We start from the raw sequence: 17,331 nt of genomic DNA, 5'->3' as shown, positions 1-17,331 counted from the left end.
AACTGTGGTGGTATGCAATAGGCGGTTAGTAAGTAGGCCTTTGCGGCGGGATCTTTGCCTCGCACTGCGGGTAGAGAGGCCCCGGAGCACACATGGAGGTTGTGGTGTACCAAGAAAGCTGTTAACGTATGCCACAACTGAAGACGAGCATACGCACCAAATGACCACCTCATCACCCTCCACCACGCCGCGCCCGATCAACCGACTGCTGGAGCCCCGCTCCATCGCGATCGTTGGCGCCTCCACCGACCCGCGTTCCTTCGGCGGCTTCGTGCTCGCCAACCTCGAGCGTTTCGGCTACCCGGGCGCCATCCACCTCGTGAGCCGAAGCAGCGCCGAGATCAATGCCCGCGCCTGCGTGAAGACGGTCGACGACTTGCCCGAGGGCATTGACGTGGCCGTGCTCGCGATCCCCGAAGCGGGGGTGCTCGACGCGGTGCGTTCATGCGCCGCACGTCGGGTCGGTGCCGTCGTGATCTATGCCTCCGGCTACGCCGAAGCGGGCGAAGAGGGCCGCGCGAGGCAAGAGCAACTGGCCGAGATCGCGGATAGCGCCGGCATGCTGCTGCTGGGGCCCAACTGCATGGGGTTCACCCACTTCGAAGCCGGCGTGCCACTGACCTTCGAGCCGGTGTCGCCGTACCCCTGCGCCGGCCGCCCGGGTGTCGGCGTGCTCGCGCAAAGCGGCGCGATGGCGGCCAACCTGCGCGATGCATTCATCGGCCGCGGCCAGGCACTGACCGCCGCGGTGTCGACGGGCAACGAAGCCACCGTCAGCGTCGAGGACGTGCTCGCGTATTTCATCGCCGATGCGCAGACACGCGTGATCGCGATGTACGTCGAGCAGATCCGCCGTCCGCAGCTCTTCCTGCGCCTCGCGGCGCAGGCCCGCGAGGCCGGCAAGCCGATCGTGCTGCTGATGCCGGGCAAGAGCGCCCGCGCCCGCGAAGCCGCGCAGTCGCACACCGGTGCGCTGGCGGGTGACCACGCCACCGCCACCGCGCTGCTCAAGCGCGAAGCGGTCGTCGTCGTCGATTCGCTCGACAAACTGTTCGACACCACGGCGATCCTGGCGCGCTTCCCCGTGCCGTCGTCCAAGGGCACGGTCTTCGTGACCGGTTCCGGCGCAATGAAGAACATCGCGCTCGATTTCGCCGACGACATCGGCCTCTCGCTGCCCGCGCTGACCGCGCCGACCGTGCAGCGTCTCACCGAAGTGCTGCCCGGTTATGCGGTTGCCGAGAACCCGCTGGACTACACCACGATCGGTGTGCGCAACCCCGGCCTCATCGGCGAGATCATCGACACGATGCTGGCCGACGAAAACGTCGGAAATCTCGTGCTCAGCATTCCCACGGGCCCGGCGGTCGCGCAGCGCGACAAGGCCGAGCACCTGCTGCCGGCAATCGCGCGCGCCGCCAAGCCCGCGGTGCTGGTGCTGATCGGCGACAACGGGCCGATCGAGCCGTTTTTCATCGACGCGATCCGCGCAAGCGGCGTGCCCTTCTTCCGCTCGCCGGACCGGGCACTGCGTGCGTTGGCGCGGGTCGCCGCCTACGGCGAAGCCTTGCAGCGAGCATCGCGTGCGACGCGTGGCAGGGCCGCGCCGCTCCCACTGCCCACACCGCTGCCGCCGTCGGGCGTGCTGGCTGAATATCAGGGCAAGGCCTGGCTCGCCGCGGCCGGCCTCGCGATTCCGAAGGGCGCGCTGGCACGCAGCGTCGACGAAGCGCTCGCCGTTGCTGCCGACATCGGCTACCCGGTCGTCATCAAGGCGCAGGCGAGCGAGCTGCCGCACAAGAGCGATGTCGGCGGCGTCCTCGTCGGCCTGGCCGATGCGCAGGCGTTGCGCAAGGGCTGGCAGCGCCTGCATGCCAATGTGGCGTCGCACCGGCCCGAACTGCAGCTCGACGGCGTGCTGATCGAAGCGATGGGACCGCGCGGCCTCGAGCTCGTTGTCGGAGCCAAGCGCGATGCCGATTGGGGACCGGTCGTCCTCGTCGGCCTCGGCGGCGTGTGGATCGAGGCGCTGAAGGACGTGCGGCTCATTCCCGCCGACATGGCCGAGGCCGACATCGTTGTCGAGCTCGGCCGGCTCAAGGCGGCCTCCCTGCTGAAGGGCATACGCGGCGCCGCCGCAGTCGACGTACAGGCGGTGGCGCGTGTCGTCGCGCTGGTCGGCGCCCAGATGCGCGCCAACCCGCAGATCGCCGAGATCGACATCAACCCGCTGGTCGCCTACCCCGACCGCGTGCTGGCGCTCGACGCGCTGGTCGTCGTCAACAACGAGGCGCAGTCATGAAGCTCGAGTTCTCCGCCGCCGACGAAGCCTTTCGCCGGGAAGTGCGCGCCTTCGTCAGCGCCAACCTGCCGGCCGACATCAAGCGCAAGGTCGAGCTCGGCCTGCGCCTGGAGCACGAGGACTACGTCACCTGGTTCCGCAAGCTCGAGTCGCGCGGCTGGATCACGCCCGGCTGGCCGGTCGAACACGGCGGCCCGGGGTGGAACCATGTGCAGCGCTACATCTTCGACGAAGAGACGCTGCTCGGCGGCGCGCCGCGCATCATCGCGAGCGGCATCCAGATGCTCGGGCCGGTGCTGATCGCGTTCGGCACCGAGGCGCAGAAGAAGCGCTACCTGCCCAACATCCGCCACAGCAGCACCTGGTGGGCGCAAGGCTTCTCCGAGCCCGGCGCAGGCTCGGACCTCGCGGCCGTGCGCACCACCGCCGTCAAGGGGACGGACGCCGACGGCGAGCACTTCATCGTCAACGGCCACAAGGTCTGGACCTCGTACGCCCAGTGGTGCTCGATGATGTTCGCGCTGGTGCGCACCGACCCGACGGCCAAGGCGCAGGAGGGCATCTCCTTTCTGCTGATCGACATGAAGTCGCCGGGCGTCGAGCTGCGCCCGATCCGCATGCTCGAAGGCGGCACCGACTTGAACGAGGTCTACCTCGACAACGTGCGAGTGCCGGCAGAGAACCTGGTCGGCGAGCTGAACAAGGGTTGGTCCTACGGCAAGTACCTGCTCGGGCATGAGCGCACGGGCATCGCCGGCATCGGCTCGTGCAAGCAGCAACTCGCAAGGGCGCGCACGCTTGCCGAGCAGCAGGGCCTCGGCGACGACCCATTGCTGCGGTCGCGCCTGGCGCAGTTCGACATCGAGCTGATGGCGCTCGAATTCACCGCGCTGCGCCTGTTGAGCGCGAACCAGAAGAGCCGCGTGCCGGCGGTCGAAGCGTCGATGCTCAAGGTGCGCGGCACCGAGTTGCGCCAGGCGATCTACGAGCTGCTGGTCGACATCGCCGGCCCGAATGCGGTGCCGTTCTCCGCCGAGGCGCAGTTCCTCGACTGTGTGGGCGACCTGCCTGCGCCCGTCGAGCTGGGAACGCTCGCGGCGAACTGCCTCGACTCGCGCAAGTTGTCGATCTACGGCGGCGCGAACGAAGTGCAGCGCAACCTGATCGCCAAGGCCTTCCTGGCCGCATGAACGGAATCACCAGATGGACTTCTCCTTGAACGACGACCATGTCGCGCTTCGCGATGCGGTGCAGCGCTTCTGCGACGGCGAGTACCCGGCGCACCAGCGCGGCAACCTCGAAACACCCGAGCTCGCCGCGACGCGCTGGGCCGGCATGGCCGAACTCGGGCTGCTCGGCTTGCCCTTCGATCCGGAGCTCGGCGGCAGCGGCCAGAGCGCCATCGAGCTGATGCTGGTCGCGCAGGAACTCGGTCGCAGCCTCGGCGGCGGAGCATGGCTGTCGAGCGTCGTGCTGGCTGGCCAGTTGCTGGCCAAAGCAGGCACTCCGGCGCAATGCAGTCGCTGGCTGCCGGCGCTGGCCAGCGGCGATCTGCGATTGGCGCTCGCGTTCGGTGAAGCCGATTCGCGCTATGACCTGTCGCGTGTCGCCACGGCGGCTCGCACGGTGAACGGCGTCTGTCGAATCGATGGACGCAAGACGTTGGTGCTCGACGGCGACACGGCGGATGTGTTTTTCGTGGTCGCTCGCAGCGCCGGCGCAACCCGCGAGCCGCACGGCCTGACGATCTTCGCCATCGACGCGAAGGCGCGCGGCGTCCACGTCCGGCCCTTCGCCACGCTCGACGGCCGGCACGCGGCGCATGTCGACTTCGACGGTGTCGAGGTCGGTGCCGATGCCATCGTCGGCACGGCGGGTGAAGCGCTCCCCCTGCTCGAAAGCGCCGTCGACGGCGCCGCAGCCGCGCTGTGCGCCGAGGCCGCCGGCGCGATGGAAGCGCTGCTCGACCTCACGGCCGAACACCTCAAGACACGCAAGCAGTTCGGCGCGCCGCTCGCCAAGTTCCAGGTGCTGCAGCATCGCGTGGCCGACATGCTGATCGCGCTGGAGCAGGTGAAGTCGATGGCTTGCGCCGCTGCGATGGCAGTCGACGCAGGCGACGCGCCACAGCGCCGCCGCATCGTCTCCGCCGCGAAGTCCTTGGTCGGCCAGCTCGGCCGCCAGGTGGGCCTCGCTGCCATCCAGCTCCACGGCGCGATGGGCATGACCGACGAATGCCGCGCCGGCCATTACGCCAAGCGCCTGCTCGTCATCAATCAACTGTTCGGTGATGCAGCGCATCACCTGCAACGTCTTTCCGCACAGCCTCAGTGCTGAACGCTTTTCGAACCCTCTCGCTCACGGAGACCGCATGAACCCGTTTCGACAACTCAAGACCATCCTCGCCGTACTGACACTCGGCGTGTCGATGGCCGCGCAGGCGCAGGACAAGCCGCCCATCCGCATCCTGGTCGGATTCGCACCGGGCGGCTCGACTGACACGGTGGCCCGCATCATCGGCGAGAAGCTGCGTGCGCCGCTGGGCCAGACGGTGATCGTCGAGAACAAGGCAGGGGCAGGCGGCCGGCTGGCCGCCGAGGCGTTGAAGAACAGCGCACCCGATGGCCAGACCTACATGCTCGCGCCCAACGCGACCGGCGTGTTTCAGGCCTTGCTGTATCCCGTGTCGGTGCTGCGCTACGACTTGCTGAACGACCTGGCGCCGGTGGCGGTGGTCGTCTCGTATCCGCTGGCACTGGCGGTCGGCGCGAAGACCGGTGTGCACAACCTGAAGGAGTATCTCGCCTGGCTCAAGGCGAATCCGCAAAACGCTCTGTTTGGATCAGCCGGCCTGGGCGGTCACACCCATTTCAGCGGCCTTCAGCTCGGCAAGGCCGCAGGCGTCGAGCTCAACGTCGTGCCGTACAAGGGCAACGGCCCGCTCGCCACCGACCTGCTCGGCGGCCAGGTTCCTGCCGGCATCATGACCGCAGGCGACATCGCGCAGTATCAGAAGAGCGGCCAGATCAAGCTGATCGGCGTGTTCGGCGAGAAGCGCTCCCCGCTGCTGCCCGACGTGCCGACGATGATCGAGCAGGGCTACAACGTCGACACCGGCGACGCCTGGACAGGGATGTGGGCGCCGGCCAAGACACCCAAGGCCGAGATCGACCGAATGCAGGCCGCGCTGAAGCAGGTGCTCGGAATGCCCGAAGTGCGCGATCTGCTCATCAACAAGCAGACGATGCAGCCCGACTTCCGCTCCGCGGCGGACCTCGACAAGCTCCAGCGCAAGGAACTTTCGTACTGGGGGCCCGTGATCAAGGCCACCGGCTTCAAGCCGGACCAGTAATGCAGTCGCACACGAACGGGAACACAGCATGAGCCTGAACGGAAAAGCCTACATCGTCGGGGCTTACGAGCACCCGACGCGCAAGGCCGACGAGCTGTCGGTCGTGCGGCTGCATGCCGACGTGGCGAAGGGCGCGCTCGAAGACGCCGGCCTCACCAAGGACGACATCGACGCCTACTTTTGCGCCGGCGATGCGCCCGGGCTGGGCACCACGACGATGGCCGAGTACCTGGGGCTGAAGCTGCGCCATGTCGACTCGACCGAATGCGGCGGCTCGGCGCCGATCCTGCACGTGGCGCATGCCGCCGCGGCGATCGCTGCCGGCCGCTGCAACGTCGCATTGATCACGCTGGCGGGGCGGCCGCGCGCGGCAGGTGCCGCACTCTCACTGAAGGCACCGGACGCTGATGCACCCGAGCTCGCGTTCGAGCTGCCGTTCGGACCCGCGACGCAGAACCTCTACGGCATGGTCGCCAAGCGCCACATGCACGAGTTCGGCACGACGAGCGAGCAGCTCGCATGGATCAAGGTGGCGGCATCGCACCACGCGCAGCACAACCCGAACGCGATGCTGCGCAACGTCGTCACGGTCGAGGAGGTCGTCAACTCGCCGATGGTGTCCGACCCGCTGCACCGGCTCGACTGCTGCGTGATGAGCGACGGCGGCGGCGCGATCATCGTCGCGCGGCCCGAGATCGCGCGCGACATCGCGGCGCGCCAGACGCGCCCGATGGTCAAGGTGCGCGGCACGGGCGAGGCGCCCAAACACTCGATGGGTGGCCGCATCGACCTCACGTATTCAGCGGCGGCATGCTCCGGCCCAGCGGCGTTCGCGGAAGCCGGCCTCTCGCCTGCCGACATCCAATACGCATCGCTTTACGACAGCTTCACGATCACTGTGCTGATGCAGCTCGAGGACCTGGGCTTCTGCAAGAAGGGCGAGGGCGGGCGCTTCGTGCAGGACGGCGGGCTGATCTCGGGCGTCGGCCGGCTGCCGTTCAACACCGACGGCGGCGGCCTGTGCAACAACCATCCGGCCAACCGCGGCGGCGTCACCAAGATCATCGAAGCTGTGCGCCAGCTGCGCGGCGAAGCTCACCCCGCCGTGCAGGTGAAGAACTGCGGCCTCGCGCTCGCCAACGGCATCGGCGGCGCACTCGCGTCGCGCCACACCGCCGGCACGTTGATCATGGAAAGGGTGTGATGCGATGAACACGACACAAGACAAACCAGCACGCCCGGCCGGCCCGCCCGCCGGCCCGCGCAAGATCCCCGCACCGCGTGTGCTGCCCGAGAGCCAGGCCTTCTGGTCAGCCGCCGACGAAGGCCGGCTCGTCATCAAGAAATGCAACGCCTGCGGCGAGGTGCACCACTACCCGCGCGACGTCTGCCCACATTGCCTGAGCCTCGACACCACCTGGCTGCAAGCAGCAGGAACCGGCAGCGTGTATTCATTCAGCACGATGGGCAAGGGCGAGGCTGCCTACACGCTCGCTTTCGTGACGCTCGACGAGGGCGTGACGCTGATGACCAACCTTGTCGACTGTGACCCGCGAACGCTCGCCATCGGCCAGCGCGTCAAAGTCGTTTTCAAACCCAGTGACGGCGGCCACCCGGTGCCGATGTTCACGCCGGCCTGACGGCCCAGGAGATTCCGATGCGCCACGGTGCACTTTCCCGCTTCACCATCCTCGACGCCACCCGCGTGCGTGCCGGCCCCACGGCCGTGCGCCTGTTCGCCGACATGGGTGCGCGCGTCATCAAGCTCGAGATCCCGGCCGGCGCCCCCGGCGGAGACGACATGATCGGCGGGCGCGACCACAACCGCGCCGATTACGAGAACCTGCACCGCAACAAGGAAAGCCTGACGTTGAACATGAAGGAGCCCGAGGGCGTGGCGATACTGAATGAGCTCGTCAAGAAGGCCGACGTGTTCATCGAGAACTACCGCCCGGACGTCAAGTACCGGCTCGGCATCGGCCCCGACGAGCTGCGCGCGATCAACCCGCGCCTCATCTACGCCAGCATCTCGGGCTTCGGGCAGGACGGCCCGTACGCCAACTGGCCGGGCTTCGATTCCATTGCACAAGGCATGGGCGGGTTGATGAGCGTGACCGGCAAGCCCGACGACGGCCCGATGCGCGTCGGCATTCCGCTGGCCGACCTGTGCGCCGGCCACTTCTGCGCGATGGGCATCCTGACCGCGCTGCTCGAACGCGAGGTCTCCGGTGAGGGCCAGTGGGTGAAGACCTCGCTGCTCGAATCGCAGATCGCGATGCTCGACTTCCAGGCCGCGCAATGGCTGATCGACCGCAAGGTGCCGGGCCAGCACGGCAACGAACATCCGCTGACCGTGCCGACGGGCGTGTTCCAGACCCGGGACGGCTACCTCAACATCGCGGCCATCGGCCAGAACATGTGGACACGGCTGTGCGAGGCGCTCGGGCTGAAGCACCTGTTGTCCGAACCCGGCCTCGGGTCCGACCCCGAACGGGTGGCCAACCGCGCCCGCGTGAACGCCGCTGTCGGCGAAGTGTTCAAGCAGCGCACAACAGCCGAATGGACCGAGCGCCTGCTGAAGGCCGGCGTTCCCTGCGGACCCATCCACACGATCGACAAGGTGTTCGACGACCCGCAGGTGGAGCACCTGGGCATCCGCTGGCCGATGAAACACCCGCAACTGGGCGACATCTCGCTCGTCGGCCAACCGATGAGCCTGTCGCGCTACCCGCGCGAAGGCGAAGCGAAACCCGCGCCGCAGCAAGGCGATGACACGGGGGCCATCCTGCAGGAACTCGGCTACTCGCAGCAACGCATCGCCGAGCTGCGCGCTGCGTTCGTCGTTTGAACTGAACAGGGCAATCACATGGCCAGACTCGTCGCCGCCTTCGGCTCATCGCACAGCATCATGCTGGTCTCGCAACGCGAAGACTGGCAGCACGGCTTTCGCGCGATCGACCCGAAGAACCCTCACTACTTCGACCGGGCCGGCAACCCCACAAGCTACGACGCCTTGCTCGCCGCGGCGCCGAAGGAAGCCGAGGCCATGGTCACGCCCGACAGGATGGGCGAACGCTGGGACCAGGCCGAAGCCGCGATGGACACGCTGCGCGATCGCATCCGCGCCGCAAGGCTCGACGTGCTGATCGTCGTCGGCGATGACCAGACCGAGCTTTTCCGCACCACCAACAACCCGACCTTCGCGATCTACTACGGCGAGACGATCTGCAACGCGAAGAGTGAGCTCGCCGACAGCGACGGCTGGTACAAGAGGGCCCGCATGGCGCGCCAGGAGCCCGGCGCCGACCGCGACTATCCGGTCAAGAGCGACATGGCGAAGTGGCTGATCCGCGCGCTGTGCGACCGCGACTTCGACATCGCCGCGATGGACGGCCTGGAACGCGGCCAGTTCGAAGGCCACGCGTTCTCGTTCATCCACCGGCGATACCTGCAGGGCACCGACCTGCCGGTCATCCCGCTGATCGTCAACACCTTCGACCCGCCGAACCAGCCGACCCCGCGCCGCTGCGTGCAGCTCGGCGCTGCGCTGCGCGAACTGATCGACGCCTATCCGGCAGACCTGCGCGTCGGCGTGCTGGCGTCGGGCGGGCTGAGCCACTTCGTCGTCGACGAGGAACTCGACCACGGAATCATCGAAGCGATCCGGCGCAAGGACACCGCCTGGCTCGCCGCGCTCGACCCCAGGCAGTTGCAGGCCGGCAGCAGCGAGATTCGCAACTGGCTGATCGCCGTCGAAGCGGTCAAGGACCTCGACCTCGAGTGGGTGGAGTACGTGCCCGGCTACCGCAGCCCGGCGCTCACCGGCACCGGCCTGTGCTTCGCCGCCTGGCGCACCCTGCCATGAACGACACATCGAGGACCAGCATGCAAGACCCACAAGTCCAGCGCCTTCGCCGACTCGACTGCTGCGCCGTTTCCGACGCGCTCGACAAGCTCAAGCTGCCCGGCGCCGTCACCGGCTTGCCTCAGCGCTCCGGCGCCGGCCGCATTGCCGGCCGCGCGATCACCGTCAAGCTCGGCACTGGCGCGCCGCCTCCCGGCCCGGCCAAACACCTCGGCTGCACCGCCATCGAATGTGCCGGCCCCGACGACGTGATCGTTGTCGAACAGACCAGTGGCGTCGAGGCCGGCTGCTGGGGCGGCCTGCTGTCGCTGGGTGCGAAGGTTCGCGGCGTGGCAGGCGTCGTGGCAGACGGCCCGGTGCGCGACATCGACGAGGCCATCGGCTGCGACTTTCCTGTTTTCAGCCGCAGCCTCACCTCGCTCACCGCGCGTGGCCGCGTGGTCGAAAAGGGCACCAACGTGCCGCTGCAGATCGGCGCCGCCGAAGTGCAGCCAGGCGACTACGTGCTGGCTGACCGCAGCGCCGTCATCTTCATCGCCGAACGCGACATCGAGCGAGTGCTCGACGCCGCCGAGACGATCGTCGCCAAGGAAGCCGCCATGGCCAAGGCCATCCTGGCCGGCACGCCGATCGGCGATGTGATGGGCGGCAACTACGAACACATGCTGAAGGACTGAACACCATGGAACAAGACCCCAACGTCGCGCGTGCGGCGAAGCTCGACACCGCCACTCTCTCCGACGCGCTCGACAAGCTCGGCATCGCCGGCCAGTGCTACCGCATCAAGCCGCGCAGCGGCAGCTTCCGCATGGCCGGACGAGCCTGGACGCTGCTCTACGGGCCGGCCGCCAACCCACCCGGCACCGTGGGCGACTACATCGACGACGTGCCGCCGGGCAGCGTGATCGTGCTCGACAACGGCGGACGCGAGAACGCCACCGTCTGGGGCGACATCCTGACCGAGATCGCGCAGCGCCGCGGCATTGCCGGCACCGTGATCGATGGCGTGTGCCGCGACGTGGCGCTGTGCACGAGCATCGGCTACCCGGTGTTCAGCAAGGACCACTGGATGCGCACCGGCAAGGACCGGGTGCAGGTCGAGGCAACCAACGTCGTCGTCAACATCGGCGACGCGCGCGTGCAGCCCGGCGACATCGTGCGCGGCGACGCCGATGGGGTGGTCGTGATCCCCAAGCAGCACGAGGCCCAAGTGCTCGACACCGCCGAGGCCGTCGAGCTGGCCGAGAACGCCATCCGCGAAGCCGTGCGGGGGGGCATGCGGCTCGACGAGGCGCGCAAGCAGCACCGCTACCACCAGCTTCAGACTCGAATCAAATGAACCCCCCGAAGCGCCTTCGGCGCCTCCCCCCAGGGGGCGCTGCCGGCGGCCCGGCAGAGCCGGATCCGCGGCAGCCGCTGGATGGGGCCGGATTTCATCCGTCGCCGGTGCCGCTTGGCGCCATGGAGAACTGACATGACCTTTAGAGAACACGACCCGGCGACGACCACGCGGCGCGACATCGACCGCGTCAGCGCGGCCGTCGTGGCCGCGGCACGCGCGCTGCCTACCGCGACGCTTCACGAGGCCGGCGGCAAGGTCGGCGCCTTGCCGTCGATCATCAAGCCCGTCGCGGCCGCGTTCCGCTGCTGCGGGCCGGCGCTGACCGTGCATTCGCCTGGCGGCGACAACCTGTGGCTGCACCGCGCGCTCGACACGGCGCAGCCCGGCGATGTGCTGGTCGTGCATGTGAGCGGCGCGTACGAGCATGGCTACTGGGGCGAGATCATGACGACGATGGCCAAGGCGCGCGGCCTGGCCGGGCTCGTCATCGACGGCTGCGTGCGCGACGGCGTGCTGCTAGAGCAGATCGGCTTTCCGGTCTTCGCGCGCGGGCTGTGCATTCGCGGCACGGGCAAGGACTACGGCGCGATCGGCTGGTTGAACGCGCCGGTGCTGATCGGCGACGTCACGGTGTCGGCCGGCGATCTGGTGGTCGGCGACGCCGATGGCGTGGTCGCCGTGCCGCGCCTGCGCGCCGCCGAGGTGGTTGCCAAGTCGCAGCAGCGGGAACGCGACGAAGCGGCCATCTTGAAGCGTCTGCAGGCCGGCGAAAGCACGATGCAGGTCTACGGCTTTCACTGACGCGCCATGAACACGACAACGCCGGGGCAGACGCCCCACCTCGCCGTCGACGGCCGCATCGCGACGATCACACTGCGCCGGCCGGCAGTGGCCAATCGGCTGGAGCTCGAGGACCTGCAAGCGCTGCAGGCGCACGTCGACGAGGTGAATGCAAGCAGCGCGGTGCTGGTGCTGCGCCTGGTGGCGGAGGGCCGCCACTTCTGCAGCGGCTTCAACATCGGCCAGGTGGGCAGCGGCGCCAACGACGCCGGCCAGCGCTTCGAAGCGCTTGCGGGCGCTCTGGAGCAGGCACGGCCGGTGACGATCGCGGCCATCCAGGGCGGCGTGTACGGCGGCGCGACCGATCTCGCCCTGGCCTGCGACTTCCGCATCGGCACGCCGGCCTCGGAGCTCAGCGTGCCGGCGGCGAAGCTCGGCTTGCTGTTCTACCGCGGCGGATTGGAACGCTACGTGTCCCGCCTTGGGCTGGCCACCGCCAAGCGCGTGCTGCTCACCGCCGACAAGCTCGACGCCGACGCGATGCTCGCCTGCGGCTATCTGGACCGACTCGCCCCGTCGGTCGATGCGCTGCCGGGCTTGCTCGACGACCTGACGACGACGCTCGCCGCCATGGCGCCGCTCGCGCTGTTGGGAATGAAGAAGCATATGAACCGCATCGCCGCGGGCACGCTCATCGAAGACGAGCTTGCGCGCGACATCGCCGAGGCCGACGCTTCGGTGGACCTTCGCGAGGGCGCGCTCGCGTGGCAGCAAAAGCGCGACCCCGTCTTCCACGGGCGTTGAACGACATGGCATCCCCCACCAACAGCTACTTTGCCCGGCTCCAGCGCGGCGACGCGAAACCGCCGCCCATCACGACGACGCTGGGCGGCGCGATCCAGAACGTGGATCTCGAGAACGGCACCCTTGAATCGACCTATTTCGCGACCCCGGCGTTCCTCAACCCGGCCGGCCAGGTCCAAGGCGGCATTCTGTGCGCGATGCTCGACGACGTGACTGCGTTCCTCGTCACCGCAACGCTCGCCGACCGCGAGTTCTGCGCCACGCTCAACCTCAACGTCTCGTTCCTGCGACCTGCGCAAGCCGGCGCGCTGGAGGGCAGGGCGCAACTCGTGCGACGTGGCAGGGATGTGTGCAACGTGAGTGGCGAGTTGTGGCAGGGCGGCAAGCTCGTGGCGAACGCGACAGCGACGTGCATGGTAGTGCGACAAGGGTGAGACCAGCGCCGACTGAGCGCGCGTCGCAGGCGAACGGCCGAACGACCGGATTCGAACGCGGCGAACGGGCAGTGCCGACCCCAGCAGTCGCTCAGGCAGCGTGATTCAACGCCAAGAACCAGACCATGACGCGGATCATGCGAGTGTGCGGCCTGGCACAGTGCGCCACTGATGACATTGGCCCGGTTCACAGACGCCCCAGGGTGAACTTCATGCGGGCCGCACGCTCACGCAGCACCTCTTGTTCCCCGGGGAAACCGATGTGGATGACATGCAGAGGCCACTCCCGCAGGACCGTTCCGTCGTACGCGACCTCACGATAGATGCCGCCATGACGGTTGCTCACGTCGTATGCAAGGAACGGAGAGCCCTCCTCGGTGACGAACCGGTACTGGATGGCATCGACGAAGTCGTGAAGCTCGGCAGGCGATTCGCTATAAAAGGTCGCCGGGTCGATGCCAATCCGAATGGACCTGTAGTCGCGGTCGGCCAGAAGTAGACGAAGCGCAGCCGCGAACATCAGATCCTCGGAAATCGGCAAATCGGCGGTCATGCCTTGATGCGAGATCACCTTGGACCGCGGCGCCGACGTCGGCTCGCCAATGAGGCTGCGGACTCGGCTCAGGAAGTTCACAAGCGAGGCAAGCATTGTCGATCTTGGCCAGACGACGGATTCCCGATGCAAGAGGCTGCCTAAGGTCTGACTCAGGCGAACTTCATTCTGGTGGGCAGCACCAGCGGGGCAGATCATAGCGGTGCCCGAACGCGATCGACGAGTCGCACACCTTCAGCCAGCGGATGACTGCAACGCGTCCAGCGGCGCGAGCAGGCCCTGCAAATCCGCCTCGCCGAACTTCACCGCACGATCCGCGTCGCTGCCAAGCACACCATCGGCCAGGGCCGCCTTTCTCTCCTGCAGCGCCAGCATCCGCTCTTCGATGCTGCCCTCGACCAGCAATTTGTAGACGAACACGGGCTGGTCCTGGCCGATGCGGTGCGCGCGGTCGGTGGCCTGGCGTTCGACGGCCGGGTTCCACCACGGGTCGAGATGGATCACCGTGTCGGCCGCAGTGAGGTTGAGGCCCACGCCGCCGGCCTTCAGACTCAGCAACAGCACGGACTCGTCCTGCCTGGCCTGGAACCGCGCGACGATGGCGCCGCGTTCGCGCGGCGGCGTCTCGCCGGTCAGGGTGAGGTGTGCAAGTGCCAGCGCCGACAACGCCTGCTGGACCAGCGCGAGCATCTCGGTGAACTGGCTGAACACCAGGACGCGGCGGCCTTCGGCCACCAGTTCGGGCAGCATGTCGGTGAGCAGGTCCATCTTCGCGCTGCCCATCGTCACCGGCGTCGCGGTGCCCTTCACGAGCCGTGGGTCGCAGCACACCTGGCGCAGCTTCAGCAGCGCATCGAGGATCGCGATCTGCGCGCCGGCGAAGTTGCTGCGCTGCAGGACGCGCCGCACCTGTTCGTCGGCGGCCAGGCGCACGCTCTCGTACAAGGCGCGTTGCTGGCCGTGAAGCTGCACGCGGCGGATCACTTCGGTCTTCGGCGGCAGCTCGGCCGCCACGTCCTGCTTGCGACGTCGCAGGATGAAGGGCCGCACGCGCTGGGCCAGCAGCTGTGCGCGCAGCGTCTCGCCATTGGTTTCGATGGGCTTGCGCCACTGACGCGCGAACGTGCGGGCGTCGCCGAGGAAGCCAGGCATCAGCAGGTCGAAGTGCGCCCAGAGTTCGCCCAGGTGGTTCTCCAGCGGCGTGCCGGTCACGCACAGGCGATGGCGCGCGTTCAGGCGCCGCGTTGCACCCGCCGCGCGGCTGCCCGCGTTCTTGACCATCTGCGCTTCGTCGAGGATCAGCTGGTGCCAGGGTTGCTGCTGCAGCGTCTCGATGTCGCGCCACAGGAGCGGGTAGGTGGTGAACACCAGGTCGTGCTCGCCGATGCGTTCGACATGCCGGTGCCGCTGCGAACCCTGCAGCGTGAGCGTGCGCAAGGTGGGCGCGATGCGCGCGGCCTCGGCTTGCCAGTTGGCGATCAGCGACGTGGGCAGCACGACGAGTGCGGGCTGGTCGAGCCGCCCCGCCTGCTGCTCCAGCAGCAGATGGGCCAGCACCTGCGCCGTCTTGCCCAGACCCATGTCGTCGGCCAGGATGCCGGCCAGATGGTGCTCGCGCAGGTATTGCAGCCAGGCCAGCCCCTGCAGCTGATAAGGGCGCAGCGTGAGCCCCAGCCCCGCGGGCGCCGCGACCGGCGGCGGCGTGCCCGCGTCGCGCAAGCGCCGGGTCAGGGCGGCGATGCCTGCTTCGCCTTGCAATTGCCAGGCGCCATGCTCGCCGGCGCGTGCGGCCTGCGTCTCGGCCAAGCCCTCGCGCAGCGCTTCGAGGCGATGCGCCTCCCAGGTCGAGAGCTGGAGAGGTCCTTCGTGCTGCGCCCGATGCGGGTCGGTCAGCAGGTCCACCATCGCGCCCACGATGGCCTTCAGCGGCGCAGCCCGCGCCTCGATGTGCCGCCCGCCCGGTGCGCGCAGCTGCACGATCGCGCTGTCGGGCATGGCCGCGATCTCGCGCGCATCGAGCCAGCGCGCGTCGCGCTTGATCAGGTCGGCAAGGAGCGGCACGAGGTCCAGCATTTCTCCGTCGACCTCGATGCCCAGGCTCAGCATCCACGAGCCTTCGCGATGCGGCTGGCGCAGCGCGGAGATCGTGGGCCCGCGCTCGCCCAGCTCGACGAGTTCGCGTCCCGGCCCGTCGCCGACCGGGTCGATCACCAGACGCCACTTCTGCACCGGCACACTCTCGTGCGCGAAGCCCGCTCGCACCACGATCTGCCAGCCGGCCGCTTGCAGGCGGGGCACCTGCTCGGCCCAGAAGTCACCGAAGTGCGATTCCTCGGCCAGGCTCCACAGCGAGTCATGGCCATCGGCCGCCTCCGGCCGGCGCCACTGCAGCGCCTCGCCCGGCAGAGGCCGCAAGCCGCTGGCCCACAGCGCATCGCGGGCATCGGCTTCTGCAGCGAGGTCGCGCAGCAGCAGCACGCGCTCGTCCCACGCACCGCGCAGCAGCTCGGTCGGCTTGGGCCGGATGTTGAGCACACGCGTGGGCGCGTGCGTGTCCCAGCACAGGCCGCTGGCAGTCGCAGAAGTCCAGTGCGCTTGCGCCACTGTCACCTGCGTGCTGCGCGGGCCGAAGCCGGGCACGGCGCGCAGACCCAGCAGGCCGTCACCGCGAGTGAGTGTCTGCAGGGTCAGGCGGGGGCGGAAGTGGCCGGGGACGGCAGTGTCGATGCGCGAGCCGGGAGGCATGAACGCATTGTCGTGTCGCGCGGTTCCAGGTTCGCGCAGATCGTGCAGACGCCGGCTTCCGCCGGTTGCGGGAGCTGCAGCGTCCGCGATCCCCTACGCCGCCTCGCTCATCACCGGCTCTGCATGCACCCGCCCATGCTCGAGCCCCTTCAGCAGATCGAGAGCCACATCGACGATCATGTCTTCCTGCCCGCCGACCATGCGCCGTTTGCCCAGTTCGACCAGGATGTCCACGGCTCTCAATCCGTATTTCTTCGCCGCCACCTCCGAGTGCCTGAGGAAGCTCGAATACACGCCGGCGTAACCCAGCGCCAGCGTCTCGCGATCAACGCGGACCGGCCGGTCCTGCAGCGGTCGCACGATGTCGTCGGCCGCATCCATCAGCTTGTACAGATCGCAGCCGTGGTTCCAGCCCATCCGTTGCGCCGCTGCGATGAACACTTCCAGCGGCGCGTTGCCCGCGCCCGCGCCCATGCCGGCCAGGCTGGCGTCGACGCGGTCGCAGCCTTCCTCCACCGCGACGATGCTGTTGGCCACGCCGAGGCTCAGGTTGTGGTGGGCGTGCATGCCCGTCTGCGTCTCGGGCTTCAACACGTCCTTGAATGCACGAAACCGATCCCGCACGTCGTTCATGCTCAAGGCACCGCCCGAGTCGACCACGTAGCAGCAGGTGGCGCCGTAACTCTCCATGAGCCTCGCCTGCTCGGCCAAGCCCTGGGGCGTCTGCATGTGGCTCATCATCAGGAAGCCCACCGCCTCCATCCCCAGGTGGCGCGCGTATTCGATGTGCTGCCGCGAGATGTCGGCCTCGGTGCAGTGCGTGGCCACGCGCACGATGCGCGCGCCGGCGTTGTAAGCGGCCTTCAGGTCGTGCACGGTGCCGATGCCGGGCAGCAGCAGCGTCGCGATCTTCGCGTGCTTGACGACGCTGGCCACCGCTTCGATCCACTCGACGTCGGTGTGCGCACCGAAGCCGTAGTTGAAGCTGCCGCCTTGCAGGCCGTCGCCGTGCGCGACCTCGATCGAATCGACCTTGGCCTCGTCGAGCGCGCGGGCGATGGTGCGCGCGTGCGCCACGCTGTACTGGTGGCGGATCGCGTGGCTGCCGTCGCGCAGCGTCACGTCGGAGATGTAGAGTTTCTTGCCGTTCATGA

16 protein-coding genes are annotated in these 17,331 nt (G+C 68.3%); 13 read left to right on the top strand and 3 right to left on the bottom strand.

Features of this window, described 5'->3' with window-relative positions; all coding sequences use genetic code 11:
• Window positions 1-40: 40 nt before the first annotated feature.
• The 13 genes from P7V53_RS17665 to P7V53_RS17605 all read left to right on the top strand — a co-directional run bounded on the left by P7V53_RS17665 (window position 41) and on the right by P7V53_RS17605 (window position 12,879).
• Window positions 41-2,302, top strand: a complete 2,262-nt coding sequence (locus P7V53_RS17665) for an acetate--CoA ligase family protein (RefSeq protein WP_280150774.1) — start codon at window positions 41-43, stop codon at window positions 2,300-2,302.
• Entirely contained in the window at window positions 2,299-3,492 is a 1,194-nt protein-coding gene (locus P7V53_RS17660; RefSeq protein WP_280150772.1) for an acyl-CoA dehydrogenase family protein, read from the top strand. Before P7V53_RS17665 ends, P7V53_RS17660 begins: the two co-directional genes overlap by 4 nt.
• Window positions 3,493-3,505: 13 nt before the next feature.
• Window positions 3,506-4,639 carry an acyl-CoA dehydrogenase gene (locus P7V53_RS17655; protein ID WP_280150770.1) on the top strand — a complete coding sequence of 378 codons (1,134 nt, stop codon included), beginning with the start codon at window positions 3,506-3,508 and terminating at the stop codon, window positions 4,637-4,639.
• 34 nt (window positions 4,640-4,673) lie between these two features.
• Window positions 4,674-5,654 (top strand): Bug family tripartite tricarboxylate transporter substrate binding protein, encoded by a 981-nt coding sequence (locus P7V53_RS17650; protein WP_280150769.1) that lies wholly within the window; start codon window positions 4,674-4,676, stop codon window positions 5,652-5,654.
• A 28-nt stretch (window positions 5,655-5,682) separates the two neighbouring features.
• Complete coding sequence (locus P7V53_RS17645) at window positions 5,683-6,858, top strand: thiolase domain-containing protein (protein ID WP_280150768.1); 1,176 nt, start codon at window positions 5,683-5,685, stop codon at window positions 6,856-6,858.
• A 4-nt stretch (window positions 6,859-6,862) separates the two neighbouring features.
• On the top strand, window positions 6,863-7,294 hold the full coding sequence (locus P7V53_RS17640) for a Zn-ribbon domain-containing OB-fold protein (RefSeq protein ID WP_280150766.1): 432 nt from the start codon (window positions 6,863-6,865) through the stop codon (window positions 7,292-7,294).
• A gap of 17 nt (window positions 7,295-7,311) precedes the next feature.
• Complete coding sequence (locus tag P7V53_RS17635) at window positions 7,312-8,502, top strand: CoA transferase (RefSeq protein WP_280150764.1); 1,191 nt, start codon at window positions 7,312-7,314, stop codon at window positions 8,500-8,502.
• Window positions 8,503-8,520: 18 nt separating this feature from the next.
• Window positions 8,521-9,519, top strand: a complete 999-nt coding sequence (locus P7V53_RS17630) for a protocatechuate 3,4-dioxygenase (protein WP_280150762.1) — start codon at window positions 8,521-8,523, stop codon at window positions 9,517-9,519.
• Window positions 9,520-9,539: 20 nt separating this feature from the next.
• Complete coding sequence (locus P7V53_RS17625) at window positions 9,540-10,196, top strand: RraA family protein (protein WP_280150761.1); 657 nt, start codon at window positions 9,540-9,542, stop codon at window positions 10,194-10,196.
• Between the two features lie 5 nt (window positions 10,197-10,201).
• Window positions 10,202-10,858 (top strand): RraA family protein, encoded by a 657-nt coding sequence (locus P7V53_RS17620; protein WP_280150759.1) that lies wholly within the window; start codon window positions 10,202-10,204, stop codon window positions 10,856-10,858.
• Between the two features lie 135 nt (window positions 10,859-10,993).
• A complete protein-coding gene (locus tag P7V53_RS17615; protein WP_280150758.1) occupies window positions 10,994-11,662 on the top strand; it encodes a 4-carboxy-4-hydroxy-2-oxoadipate aldolase/oxaloacetate decarboxylase in 669 nt (222 codons plus the stop codon).
• Between the two features lie 6 nt (window positions 11,663-11,668).
• Window positions 11,669-12,445: an enoyl-CoA hydratase/isomerase family protein gene (locus tag P7V53_RS17610; protein ID WP_280150757.1), complete on the top strand. Its 777-nt coding sequence runs from the start codon at window positions 11,669-11,671 to the stop codon at window positions 12,443-12,445.
• Window positions 12,446-12,450: 5 nt separating this feature from the next.
• Window positions 12,451-12,879 (top strand): PaaI family thioesterase, encoded by a 429-nt coding sequence (locus P7V53_RS17605; protein WP_280150755.1) that lies wholly within the window; start codon window positions 12,451-12,453, stop codon window positions 12,877-12,879.
• A 187-nt stretch (window positions 12,880-13,066) separates the two neighbouring features.
• Here P7V53_RS17605 and P7V53_RS17600 read toward each other — a convergent pair whose 3' ends face one another.
• The 3 genes from P7V53_RS17600 to dmpG form a co-directional block, all read right to left on the bottom strand.
• Complete coding sequence (locus tag P7V53_RS17600; protein ID WP_280150753.1) at window positions 13,067-13,513, bottom strand: hypothetical protein; 447 nt, start codon at window positions 13,511-13,513, stop codon at window positions 13,067-13,069.
• A gap of 153 nt (window positions 13,514-13,666) precedes the next feature.
• Window positions 13,667-16,177: a DEAD/DEAH box helicase gene (locus P7V53_RS17595; protein WP_280150752.1), complete on the bottom strand. Its 2,511-nt coding sequence runs from the start codon at window positions 16,175-16,177 to the stop codon at window positions 13,667-13,669.
• 93 nt (window positions 16,178-16,270) lie between these two features.
• Window positions 16,271-17,329 (bottom strand): 4-hydroxy-2-oxovalerate aldolase, encoded by a 1,059-nt coding sequence (gene dmpG / locus P7V53_RS17590; RefSeq protein ID WP_280150750.1) that lies wholly within the window; start codon window positions 17,327-17,329, stop codon window positions 16,271-16,273.
• Window positions 17,330-17,331 lie beyond the last annotated feature (2 nt).

It is taken from the genome of Piscinibacter sp. XHJ-5 (genome assembly GCF_029855045.1).
Lineage (GTDB): Bacteria > Pseudomonadota > Gammaproteobacteria > Burkholderiales > Burkholderiaceae_C > Albitalea.
Note: the sequence above shows the minus strand (reverse complement) of the source record. Positions and strands in the feature narration are given on the sequence as shown.